The organism is Amycolatopsis orientalis (assembly GCF_000943515.2).
Lineage (GTDB): Bacteria > Actinomycetota > Actinomycetes > Mycobacteriales > Pseudonocardiaceae > Amycolatopsis > Amycolatopsis orientalis.
This window is the reverse complement of the sequence record NZ_CP016174.1, coordinates 9,155,386-9,166,534: the sequence shown is the minus strand read 5'-3', so window position 1 is coordinate 9,166,534 and position 11,149 is coordinate 9,155,386. Positions and strand designations below refer to the sequence as shown.

The following is an 11,149-nucleotide window of genomic DNA, read 5'->3' as shown; positions in this document are numbered from 1 at the left end:
TTCCTTGATGCAATGAGCTTGCGTGACGCCGGGCCATCGCAGTTTTCTCGGCGGATCGAGCGGCTGCTGTGGAATATCGGCTGCTCATTTGTAGTCAATATCGACGGTCCTGGTGATGAAGGAGGAGACATCCTCGCCCGTCACGGTGATGAGGACTGGGTGATCCAATGTAAATGGAAGCGGCGTACACCGGTTGGCGCCGAGGCTATTGACGAAGTGGCTCTCGCCAGGGAAGTATACAAAGCGCATCGCGCGATAGTCGTGACCAACACCCAGTTCAGCCTCGGTGCGAAACGCCGTGCTGGTGAATTATTAAGGCTCGGCCCGAAGATCCTGCTCTGGGCCGGTAATGACCTCATGGCCGCGTTCCAAAAGCTGCCCGATAGGTTCGGGAAAATCGAACTCAGATCTTATCAGAAAACTGCTTTCGCGCGTCTAGAGGGCGATCTCGAACACAGCGGGCGCGCGTTGCTGATTTTAGCCACGGGGCTTGGTAAGACGGTAGTCGGTGGAGAAGTAATCAATGCGCACTTGAGCCGCCAACCAGCAGACAAGGTACTGGTAGCGGTACACGCTAAGGAGCTGGCGCAGCAGCTCGAACGCGCTCTCTGGAGGCACCTTCCAAAGCATGTGCCAACCAGATTGCTAACGGGCGAGAGCAAGGTCGATGACCTATCTGGGGTGACGTGCGCTACCGTCGGCTCCGCCTTGTCAGCCGCCAAGTTCGGATACCGGCCTGGTCTGGTCATGATCGACGAAGCGCATCATCTCGGCGCCGAGGGCCAGCATGACGAGCTGCTGCGAGTACTTGAGCGATCTAGACAGTTTGGTGTCACGGCGACGCCCTGGCGTGGTGACGCACATGACATCACAGACCAGCTAGGGGCACCTAGCTACCATCTCGGTATCGAGGATGGTATGCGCAAGGGTTATCTAGCACAGGTTGACTACAAGCTGTTCGTGGACGACATCGATTGGGATATCGTAAAAGACGCTAGCACGCACTCGTACGGGCTCGCAGAGCTAAACTCGAAACTTTTCCTTCCGCAGCGCGACGAGGCTATCCGTGAGCAACTGGCCAAAGTTTGGACGAACACCAAGCGTCCCAGGGCAATAATTTTCTGTCGGACTGTTGAGCACGCTGAAAGACTGGCAGAAATGCTAGATCAGACTCCCTTATGGTCAGGCGCACAGGCTGTGCACGCGGCGTTAACGAAGAGAGAGCGTCAGCGTCGCCTGCTCGCGTTCCGAGCAGGCGACATACCGATCTTGGCCGCTGTGGATATCTTGAACGAGGGTGTCGACGTTCCCGATGTGAACATCCTGTGTTTTGCCCGGGTCACACACTCGCGCCGCATTTTCGTCCAGCAACTTGGCCGTGGCCTCAGGCTCCGGGAAGGCAAGGATCGAGTCGTCGTGTTGGACTTCGTTAGCGACCTTCGTCGCATAGCGGCCGCCTTAAAGCTTAAAAGATCCCTCGGTGGTAATGAGATCGAGGTGCTGGAAACTTCAACTCGCTCACGGATCGAGTTCAGTGACCAGCGTGTCGCAGCTCTCATGGAAGAGTGGGTAAAGGACGCCGCAAGCCTTGAAACGGCGTACGATGAGTATCGCCTTCAGTTCCCCGACACCTTCGAAATTCAGGAGTGAGTGTGGCCGCCCTGCAACTACCTTCACAATTGCGCGACCAGATTCTCTATACGATGTACAGTAAAGCTGAGGAGCTTGACTGGGAGCTTCTGTCGAACGGTAAGAAGACCGAACAGTACCGCCAATGGGTGGACGATGACGAGGTCGGTCAAGTCATGCTCCGGCACGGTGCCGAGAAAGACGTACGTGTGTGGCTCAAGGACGTCGCGATGAAAGAGTATGCGAGGGCCCAGGAAGGCATCGGCTCTTATGTACGCTATCTTCCGAACCGCTTCAAAGGCACACAGGAGATCGTCAATGCAGCGCTAGACCCGTCGTGGATCGTTAAGCCTGACTCGGTGGTAATCAAACCGAATCGTTGTACTGCGATCAAGGACGCGAGTTCGCGGCTTGTCGTATGGGGGCGTCCCAGCAGTTTTAAAGATCTTTTTTGGGCCGCGCTGACAGCGACTAAAGGTGGCGGGGACGAGGCTGTAATCGTCGTCACGACCCGTGACGGCGAAAACATTTCAGACGCCGATAAATTGATGCAGAAAGAAATAGGCGTCCGAGGCGACTTCGAAGTGGTTCATTTGAACCGTCAAATGATTCCAAATCCTGATTATGTTCCGTTGTCGGCCTAGCGAAAGCGTTCCTATTCATCGGTGTCGAATGGTAGTTCCGTTGTCGAGTCGACTCTGTACTGGAGGGACTCCAATCCCATCCGTTTGACTTCCATAAGGAAGCGAACCTCATCTCGAACTATAATCCGCTTGTCCGGGTCTCCCTTCCTAGGGGGAGACCATATCGTAGATGGGCGATTTAGAGATTCTAGTCGGGCATCTCGGGACTCATTGTCGGATATCAACGATATGCGCACCCCCTCGATGATCCGAGCTTTCATCTCGTCCAACGTGAGACTGCGATTGGGTAGCAGCCCCGCTCGATCTCGGCCTGGGTGAATTGTATCCCAAACAGATCGTGCATTAGTCCGGGCGGTCCCCGGGGGATTCGACCCAAAACCACTCACAATAGTATTCCAAAGTACTGGCCGATACGCCCGGAGGAGCGCCCGCTCGCCGAGTACTATCCAGGCATCGTCGAGGCATAGAAACTTTACTCGGAAGTCCCCTAGGGCCAGATCGCCACCATCCGAGTGCTCGACCTCGGCGACCGACTTCGCGTGCTTGGCGATCCGATCGTACAGATTAGTGGTGTTGTAGTCGGGTTCTTGGCCGTATTTGCTGTTCCCGGCCTCGGCCTTTCCGACGTATACAGGAATGTGGTGTCCCGCCAAGAACGCTTTGGCCAGTGGCTGGTATTCGGCCATTCTGGCCCCTATATAGTAGAGCGCGTATAGTCCGGCGCCGCGGAATGGTGCAGGGGGAAACGAGTGTGGCGTTTCTTGTTCCAACTTTTCACGGAGGAGTGTACCAATCGCCGCAGGGTCAAGAGGATTAAAACGCCTGGGCCTTGGCAAGTTCTCTAGTTCGCGTCTCGGCACCTCGCCACTATAGCGTTAGGCGCCGTGCGCACTTCGACCTCGTTGGGTTTTGCGTGCACGGAAACTCTGGTTCCGCCGGTGACAGTGTCGTCGCACAGCCTGGTCACGCGGTATACGGTGGTCCTTGAGCCATCCAAGATGGGACGCCTCGAGAAGCCGCGTCCCGAGATCATGCGTTACCGGCGGACTAAATCGCCCACACGACTGGCTACGTCCTCCGGGTCTTCATGTTCCCACGCCCGTACAACCCGCCAGCCGGCCTCCTGTAAGAGTCGATTCGTCTCAAGGTCCCTTTCTCGGTTGCGCTCGATCTTCTCCCGCCAGAAGTCGGAATTGGTCGCCGCCGGACGATAATGTTCAGGGCACCCGTGCCAGAAACACCCGTCAACGAATACGGCAACTCGCGGTCCGGAAAATACCAGATCGGCCGTCCGTCTGACCCCCGCGAGTGGTTTAGTGGAAACGCGATAGCGAAATCCTCTAGAGTGGAGTAGCTTCCGTAACAGTATTTCTGGCCTTGTGTCCCTGCCTCGGTTGCCCCTCATCGACGCCCGAACAGCCGGCGAAGCGGCCCAAGATCCGGGGGGAAGGGTCTGTTCGCAGACGAGCCTCTTTTCCCAGGCCATCTCCCATGCCTCGATCAAGTTCTCTATCCGCGTGTTGCGGTCGACCTGCCCGAGATACTTCGCCGGCGACTTCCCATGATCCGACCAGCGAAGGTACGCGCGAATTCGACGGGTATTCGGTAGAACCTTCAATTCAACAGAGGCGCGAGCAAGGCGTCCGTCACCGAGGTCCACAAATCGTCGGTGACGTCCTCCGGCTGCGTGGTCCTGTTCAGCGGCAAGAGCCTCTCGACTTCGCCCCGTTCGCCCCTTCCACGCCTTGTCCGATGGAACTTTCTCCTTCCAGGCGCTCTGCGTGCGAGGGGTCGAGTTCATGCGCGAGACGCAGCCTCATCGAGCGCGGCCGCGACGGCTTTGGCGAAAACCTCTCCAAGTAGAACCGGCACTGCATTGCCAAGTTGTCGCATCTGCTCGCCGCGAGGTCCAGCGAGTTCCCACTCATCAGGGAAGGTCATAATGCGCGCCGTTTCCCGTACGGTCATATAACGGTGCCTATAACGTTCGGCGGCACCAGGACCAGGATCCGGCTCCAGCAGGTCATCGGTGCGCATTACCGACTCCCCACCGGGCACGCCGTGTACGCCAGCTTTGACCGTCTTCGCAGGGCGATCATACTCGTTAGGGGTATGTCCGTCGTAGATCCGGGCCCCCGGCCAGCCAACGTGGTATTTGACCCCGCCAGCCTTGTAATCCACGCGATCCAACTTATCCCAGGCGATGGGCGGAAGGGACGGTAGCTTTCCGCCCGCTCCGTCATCAATACCAACAATCGCGTCCCGCAAGGTCCGCCAAGGCTTGGTGCCATCGTCAAGGGGGAGGTTCCTGGGAACGCTCGCCGTAACCCGCTCCCGAACGTGCTCCGGGACCTGATCGTGACGCTTCCAGTACTCGCCGTTCAGTATTGACCGGAACAAGGCGCCCTCCGAGTACTGAGGGGTTATGGACTTGCGAAAAGTATCCAAGTCGACGTTCAGGTCCGATCGGAAGGCGACGATTATGATCCGATTTCGGATTTGAGGGACACCGTAATCGGCAGCGTTGACAGGCGTCATAATCACGTCATAGCGCTCGCCGAGCGGGACGTCACGACGCTCCTCCATCGCCCTCAGGACATCATCGTGTTCCTGCCACGTCGATCCCGCCTTCCGCTCAACGAAAGGGAACTCAAGCTCGCGCAGGATGTAGTCGAAGTAAGGCTTAAAAGACGGCCGCAGAAGGCCGCGAACGTTCTCGCAGATCACGGCCTTCGGCTGGATCTGCCGGACCGCCCGGAACATCTGCGGGAACATGTTCCGCTTGTCCTCGTCACCCTTAGCGACGCCCCCAAGGCTGAACGGCTGACACGGCGGGCCGCCTGCCAGGACATCGACCCGACCATTCAGATTGCCCATGTCGATGCGCTGCACGTCGCCCTCGAGGATCGGAACAACCGCTCCCGGAGGCGGTACCTGAAAGCAATCCGGGGCCGCGACGTCATCCACCGAGGCCGAGATGCGGAGCCTGTCCGTCTTGTGTCGTTTCGAAACGTTCATGTCGAGCGTCTCACACGCGTACTTCGCGAACTCGTTGAACAACAAGGGGCGGAAGCCGGCCCGCTCGACGCCCATCGCGAGGCCGCCGCCGCCCGCGAACAGCTCGACGGATGTTCGGTGGGATTCTTCAAGTTCAGGCACCGCAGAAGCATACCGCGGAGGTTCGAGACCAAAGTGTTGGACGCGCCGCAGGGTACGGCTCGTATTCGAGCGCACTCACAGATCGGGAAAAGTGTCCCGGATGATCGAGAGAAGGCGCCGAGCCCCCTCGCGGTCAAGTTGCAACGTCTGGCTCACCTTCTTCTCCGATTGCCTGCCGTCAGAGCCGTAGGTACTCAACTGCAGCAAGGGCCCGGCCGGAGTGCTGACAGTCTTGTAGCCACATTCGACCTGGGTAGGGTGCGGCTTCGCTTCGCCCCGGACCTGGAAGAACTCAGTAACTATCGCCATTCATCCACCTTTCCACACGCGCAAGCGCGGGCGAAGGCTTGATCGCGCCGCTAGGGCGGACTGGTTAGCCGTCAAAGACGCTCCTCAGCGCTTCCCGGATCAACCCCGCCAGATCCCCCTCCCCGTCCGTCTCGGCCCACCGCACAAGCGCCACATGCGCCGCCCCCAGGCACGCCATAGCCGTAGCCCGCACCTGGAACTCTTCGACCGGCGAAGGCGAAGGGGGAGACCCGCAGAGAGCCGCCACGATCGCATCGGCCGTCGCGTACTGGCTGTCCAGATGCCGCGCCCGCAGCGCCGGCACCGAGATCATCAGCCGTAGCCGCGCCAGCAGGAACGCCTTCTCCTGCGAAGTGCCCAGGGCCGCAGTCGACGCCAAAGCGCGCCCAATCCGAAGAGGCAAAGGAGCAGCGGGCTGCTCAAGCACGGCAGAAGCCGTCACGGGGTCGTATTCGTCGTAGAGGACCAGGTCCTCCTTCGTCGGGAAATGCCGGTAGACCGTCATCGCCGAGACGCCGGCGGCCGCGGCGACGTCGGCGACGGTGGTCGCGTCGTAGCCGACGTCGGTGAAGAGGCGGATGGCGTGCGTCTGCACGAGGAGCCGGGTTTCGGCGCGCTGGCGGTCGCGGAGGTTCACGTGGTAGACACTATCAAAGTGTTAGTCACTAACATCTGGGGTGCGTATGAAGACTGCATTGGTGACGGGAGCCTCGCGGGGGATCGGGGCGGCGATCGCGCGGAGGCTCGAGAAGGGCGGCATCAACGTCCTGAAACACGACAGCGGTAAGGCCGACTTGTCGACCATGGAGGGAGTCGACAAGGCACTGGAGGGCATCGACAGCCTGGACATCCTGGTCAACAACGCGGCAACCACGCCCAAAGGGCCGATCGAGACGGACACTCCCGAAAACTTCGACCACCTCTTCGCGGTCAACGTGAGGGCGCCGTACTTCCTCATCCAGCGAGCACCGATGAACGACGGCGGCCGCATCATCAACATCTCGTCGGTCGCGACGCGGATGGCCAACCCGGCGCAGACCTCCTTCGCGATGACCAAGGGGGCGCTCGAAACGATGAGCCGCACCCTCGCCCACCAGCTCGGACCGCGCGGGATCACGGTCAACGTCGTGGCGCCGGGCGCCACCAGGACCGCGGACAACGGCGAGGTCTTCACGCCGGAACTGGAGGCCGCCATCGAAACCCTCACCGCGCAACGAAGGCTCGGCACGGCGGAAGACATCGCGGACGTCGTCGCCTTCCTCGCCTCCGACGACGCCCGGTGGGTGACCGGGCAGGTCCTCGACGCGAGCGGCGGGTTGTTCCTCGGCCCTCCGGCGCAAGGGGTTCAATAGGGCGGTGACGTGGTTCAGCGAGGACGAACTCCGCAGGCAGGCCGGTGACGTCTCGTTCGCGCGCGGGGCCAAGTACCTGGAGGCGGTCGAGACGCTGGACGACGTCGCGGGCGGGGTGGCGGCGGTGGTCTGCGGCACCGACCGGTATACGGTCCGGTTGCGCAACGTCGACGGCGAGCTGGTGGGCGAGTGTTCCTGCCCGCACGCGGCGGACGGCTTCTTCTGCAAGCACTGCGTGGCGGTCGGCCTGCTCGTCCTGGAGGGCGCGGCGGACGGTGGCGCGGCGGACATCCGCGGGTATGTCGAGTCGCTGGAGCGCACGGAACTGATCGAACTGCTCGTCGAGCACGCGAACGAGGATCCCGTCCTGTTCCGCAAGCTGTCGCTCAAGGCGGGCCGCGAAGACCTCGACGCGTTGCGGCGGCACGTCGAGGGAACGTTGCGGTTGCGCGGTTTCGTCGGTTTCCAGGGCACGCTCGCGTACACCGAGAAGGTCCGCGAGGTGCTCGCCACCGCCGAGGAGGTCGGGGACGGGCCGCTGCTGTGCCGTGTCGTCGAGCTGATCGTGGAGGCGCTGGACTTCGTCGAAGACTCCTTCGGGACGCTCGGCGAAGAGGTGAGAAGGGCGCTGGCGCTGTACGCCGAGGCCTGCGCGGACTCGCCGCCGGAGCCCAAGGAACTCGCGGAATGGTTGCTGCGTCTCGATCTCGACGGTTCGGGGCGCGTCGACGTGAGTATCGCGGACTTCACCGCCGGACTCGGCTTCGAAGGGCTCGCGGTGTTCCGCGCCGGCGTCGAGGAGCGGTGGCGGCTCGACGACGGCGAGGACCCGTATCGCAGCCGCAAACTCCAGCGGCTGCGCGAAGGCTTCGCGGCGATGCGGAACTGGAAAGCCTAGAACCGCTGCCGGTTGCGGTGCAGCTCCTCGAGATACCGCTGCCCGGCTTGATCGCCGGTGTCGGCGGCCGCGCGGAACCAGTGCTCCGCCTCCGGGAAGTCCCCGCGGTCGGCGGCCAGCCTGCCGAGGTTGGTGTACGCGGGGACACTGCCCAGTTCGGCGGCCCGCCGGTACCAGGCGGTGGCCTCGCCGGGGTCGTTCCGGTCGTTGGCGAGTACGCCGAGGTTCGTCATCGCCGCGGCGTCGCCGCGTTTGGCCGCCTTGAGGTACCAGCGTTCGGCGGCGTCGAGTTCGCCGCGGCGGTGCAGCACCAGGCCGAGTCGGACGGCGGCCTCGGGGGCACCGGCGGCCGCGGCCGCCTGGTAGCAGCTCTCGGCGCGGGCGAGGTCGTCCCGTTGCTGGGCCCGGTGACCGAGTTTGCACAGCATGGCCGGGTCGGCCTCTTCGCCCGCTTTGCGCCACCACGGTTCCGCTTCGCGTGTCCGCCCGGTGTCACAGAGCAGCGCGCCGAACGTGATCATCCCCTCGACGTTGCCCGCTTCGGCGGCTTGGCCCGCCCAGTGTTCGGCCTCCTCGAGTTCGCCGCGCCGGTGCAGCAACCGCCCGAGTTCCGCCATCGCCTCGGCCCGGCCTTCGCAGGCGGCCTGCCGCCACCAGTCCTCGGCGTCGTCGAAATCGCCCCGTCGCGCGCAGAGATTTCCCAGCTGTGCCATGGCATGCGAATCACCGGCCGTCGCCGCTTCCCGGTACCAGCGTTCGGCCTGTTCGGGGGCGCCGCGTTCACGCAGGAGGTGCGCCAGGTTGCCCATCGAGACCCGGTCACCGCCCGCGGCGGCCTTGCGGAACCACGCCTCGGCCTCGTCGAGATCGCCGCGCTCCAGCGCGGTGGATCCCATACGCGCCATGGCGATCACGTGTCCGCGCTCCGCCGCCTTGCGGTTCAGATAGTCGTCGACCCTGGTGTTCCATTTGCGTTTTTCGGCGCCCACAAACCCGCTCCTTCCGGCAGCGTCCCTGGGGTAGTCGCTGCTCAGGGCCCCGATGTGACAACAACTACCGGGTGTCATCGCCGTGTCGCACCCGGTTCCCGCGCGTGGCGCGGCGATACTGGGCGCACTCCCCACTCCCCGTCGAGAGGAACCGCGCGGTGGCCACGCGTACCAGGCAGATGACCACGGCTCAGCGGCTGCTCCTGCTGATCACCCTCTTCGCCGTCGTGCTCGCGGTGTTCTGGTTCGTGAGCGGCAAGGGCGACGCGCTGCAGCCGAAGCCGGCGAACCCCGCCAGCGCCGCCGACGCGCGCAAGCAGCTGGACGAACTCACCGTCGCGCCGCGCGGTTCGATGGACGGCTACGACCGCAAGAAGTACCCGCACTGGGACAACCAGGGGAACAACTGCAACACGCGCGAGTTCGTGCTCAAACGCGACGGCAAGGACGTCAAGGCCGGTTCCGACTGCGCCCCGACCTCCGGCAGCTGGACCAGCATCTACGACGGCGAGACCTGGACCAAGCCGGACGACGTCGACATCGACCACATGGTCCCGCTCGCCCAAAGCTGGGTCAGCGGCGCGAAGTCGTGGACCGACGAGAAGCGGCGGCAGTTCGCGAACGACCTGACCCGGCCGCAGCTGTTCGCCGTCACCGACAACGTCAACCAGGAGAAGAGCGACAAGGCGCCGGACCAGTGGAAGCCGCCGCTCGTGTCGTTCTGGTGCACCTACGCGACGGATTGGATCACCGTGAAGCACTACTACGGCCTCACGATCACGACAGCGGAGAAGAACGCACTAAGCGACATGCTCGGTCGTTGCTGATCGTCGCGGCTTCGGCTTAGCTGGGCGGATGGCGACCTTCGTACTGATCCATGGCGGTGGCGGCAGCGCCTGGGACTTCCACCTCCTGGAAGCGGAACTGTCCGGGCGGGGGCACGACGTCGTCGCCGTGAACCTGCCGATCGACGACGAGAAGGCGGGCTTCGACGAGCATGTCGACGCGGTCACGAAAGCGATCGGCGACCGCGGCGACCTGGTGGTGCTCGGCCATTCCTACGGTGCCTTCACCGCGCCGCTGGTCGCCGAGAAGCGTTCGGCGCGGCTGCTCGTCCTGCTGACGCCGATGATCCCGAAACCGGGCGAGACGCCGGGGGATTGGTGGGGCAACACCGGTTTCCAGGACGCGAAGGGCCTCAGCGACGAGGAAAAGTTCTTCAACGGCGTCCCGGCGGACCTCGTCGCGGAGGCAGGCTCGCACGGCAGGAACCAGGTCAGCGCCGAATGGGGACAGCCGTGGCCGCTGGAAAAGTGGCCGGACGTCCCGACGAAGGTCCTCATCGCACGCGAAGACCGGTTCTTCACGCCTGAGTTCCAGCGCCGGGTCGTCCAGGAGAGGCTCGGGTTCGCGCCCGACGAGATCGACGGCTCGCATTCCGTGCCGTTGAGCCACCCCAAGGCCTTGGCGGACCGGCTGGAGTCCTACCTGTAGCTCACCAACGGTCCAGGTGCATGACGTCTTCGAGCGGCTGACGCGGGGCGGGCTTGAAGGTGTCGCCGGTGTAGAACGCCGTGGGGATCAGCGCGGCCTGGTGCACGTTCGCCGGCAGGCCGAGGATCCCCGCGGCCTCCTTCTCGTACTTGAGGTGCAACGTCGTCCACGCCGTGCCGAGGGTGACCGCGCGCGCCGCGAGCATGTAGCTCCACACCGCGGGCAGCAGGTTCCCCCACAGCCCGGCCTGGTTGCCGGCGGGCAGCTCGGCGCTCGTCGTCTCCAGGCACGGGATGACGTGCACCGGAACCTCGCCCATCTTGTCGGCCAGGTACTCGACGCTGGAGCCGACGCGCTTCTGCACCTTGGAGCGGTCCGGATCGTCCGCGAACAGTTTCCCGGCCGCGTGCGGGGAATCCAGGTACTCACGGCACGCCCGCCGGTAGAGCTCGCCGAGTTCGGCCCGCTGCCCGGGATCGGTGATCACGAGCCAGTGCCAGCGCTGGGTGTTCGAACCACTCGGTGCCTGCAACGCGACCTGCAGGGCGTGTTTCACCAGTTCGAGGGGAACCGGCCGGGTCAGATCCAGGCGTTTGCGGACGGTCCGGGTGGTCGTCAGCAGCTCTTCGGGCGTCATCATCCCGCGATTATGTCGTCGTCACCCTGGTTCTGCCG

The 11,149-nt window shown here is 63.2% G+C and carries 12 protein-coding genes; 6 read left to right on the top strand and 6 right to left on the bottom strand.

What is annotated here, in order from left to right; all coding sequences use genetic code 11:
* The first annotated feature begins 12 nt into the window (after positions 1-12).
* Positions 13-1,650: a DEAD/DEAH box helicase family protein gene (locus SD37_RS40305; protein ID WP_236725234.1), complete on the top strand. Its 1,638-nt coding sequence runs from the start codon at positions 13-15 to the stop codon at positions 1,648-1,650.
* Positions 1,651-1,652: 2 nt separating this feature from the next.
* Positions 1,653-2,273 (top strand): hypothetical protein, encoded by a 621-nt coding sequence (locus SD37_RS40300; protein WP_065913077.1) that lies wholly within the window; start codon positions 1,653-1,655, stop codon positions 2,271-2,273.
* An 11-nt stretch (positions 2,274-2,284) separates the two neighbouring features.
* On the opposite strand, the gene SD37_RS44375 is transcribed toward SD37_RS40300, so the two are convergent.
* The 4 genes from SD37_RS44375 to SD37_RS40285 form a co-directional block, all read right to left on the bottom strand.
* Positions 2,285-3,133, bottom strand: a complete 849-nt coding sequence (locus SD37_RS44375) for an Eco29kI family restriction endonuclease (protein WP_083255222.1) — start codon at positions 3,131-3,133, stop codon at positions 2,285-2,287.
* Between the two features lie 176 nt (positions 3,134-3,309).
* The gene (locus SD37_RS43565) at positions 3,310-3,678 is read right to left on the bottom strand and encodes a very short patch repair endonuclease (protein ID WP_201788936.1); all 369 of its coding nucleotides are present in this window, start codon (positions 3,676-3,678) and stop codon (positions 3,310-3,312) included.
* A gap of 392 nt (positions 3,679-4,070) precedes the next feature.
* On the bottom strand, positions 4,071-5,432 hold the full coding sequence (locus tag SD37_RS40295) for a DNA cytosine methyltransferase (protein ID WP_083255220.1): 1,362 nt from the start codon (positions 5,430-5,432) through the stop codon (positions 4,071-4,073).
* A gap of 373 nt (positions 5,433-5,805) precedes the next feature.
* Positions 5,806-6,378 carry a TetR/AcrR family transcriptional regulator gene (locus SD37_RS40285; RefSeq protein WP_044855305.1) on the bottom strand — a complete coding sequence of 191 codons (573 nt, stop codon included), beginning with the start codon at positions 6,376-6,378 and terminating at the stop codon, positions 5,806-5,808.
* A gap of 46 nt (positions 6,379-6,424) precedes the next feature.
* On the opposite strand from SD37_RS40285, the gene SD37_RS40280 reads away from it, so the two are divergent.
* Positions 6,425-7,093 carry an SDR family oxidoreductase gene (locus SD37_RS40280; RefSeq protein WP_145926853.1) on the top strand — a complete coding sequence of 223 codons (669 nt, stop codon included), beginning with the start codon at positions 6,425-6,427 and terminating at the stop codon, positions 7,091-7,093.
* Positions 7,094-7,097: 4 nt separating this feature from the next.
* Positions 7,098-7,991 (top strand): SWIM zinc finger family protein, encoded by an 894-nt coding sequence (locus tag SD37_RS40275; protein WP_044855304.1) that lies wholly within the window; start codon positions 7,098-7,100, stop codon positions 7,989-7,991.
* On the opposite strand, the gene SD37_RS40270 is transcribed toward SD37_RS40275, so the two are convergent.
* A complete protein-coding gene (locus SD37_RS40270) occupies positions 7,988-8,980 on the bottom strand; it encodes a tetratricopeptide repeat protein (RefSeq protein ID WP_044855303.1) in 993 nt (330 codons plus the stop codon). The two genes, SD37_RS40275 and SD37_RS40270, sit on opposite strands and share 4 nt — an antisense overlap.
* Before the next feature lie 158 nt (positions 8,981-9,138).
* Here SD37_RS40270 and SD37_RS40265 point away from each other — a divergent pair, with 158 nt between their 5' ends.
* Together SD37_RS40265 and SD37_RS40260 are read left to right on the top strand one after the other, a co-directional pair.
* Positions 9,139-9,807: an HNH endonuclease family protein gene (locus SD37_RS40265; protein WP_044855302.1), complete on the top strand. Its 669-nt coding sequence runs from the start codon at positions 9,139-9,141 to the stop codon at positions 9,805-9,807.
* 28 nt (positions 9,808-9,835) lie between these two features.
* Positions 9,836-10,474, top strand: coding sequence for an alpha/beta fold hydrolase (locus tag SD37_RS40260; protein ID WP_044855301.1), 639 nt, complete (start codon positions 9,836-9,838; stop codon positions 10,472-10,474).
* Position 10,475: 1 nt separating this feature from the next.
* On the opposite strand, the gene SD37_RS40255 is transcribed toward SD37_RS40260, so the two are convergent.
* Complete coding sequence (locus SD37_RS40255) at positions 10,476-11,111, bottom strand: nitroreductase family protein (protein ID WP_174567934.1); 636 nt, start codon at positions 11,109-11,111, stop codon at positions 10,476-10,478.
* Between the last annotated feature and the right edge of the window lie 38 nt (positions 11,112-11,149).

Coding starts and splice junctions, on each gene's coding strand:
- SD37_RS40305 (WP_236725234.1), top strand. CDS start 13: ATGAGCTTGCGTGACGCCGGGCCATCGCAGTTTTCTCGGCGGATCGAG.
- SD37_RS40260 (WP_044855301.1), top strand. CDS start 9,836: ATGGCGACCTTCGTACTGATCCATGGCGGTGGCGGCAGCGCCTGGGAC.
- SD37_RS43565 (WP_201788936.1), bottom strand. CDS start 3,678: ATGAGGGGCAACCGAGGCAGGGACACAAGGCCAGAAATACTGTTACGG.
- SD37_RS40280 (WP_145926853.1), top strand. CDS start 6,425: ATGAAGACTGCATTGGTGACGGGAGCCTCGCGGGGGATCGGGGCGGCG.
- SD37_RS40255 (WP_174567934.1), bottom strand. CDS start 11,111: ATGACGCCCGAAGAGCTGCTGACGACCACCCGGACCGTCCGCAAACGC.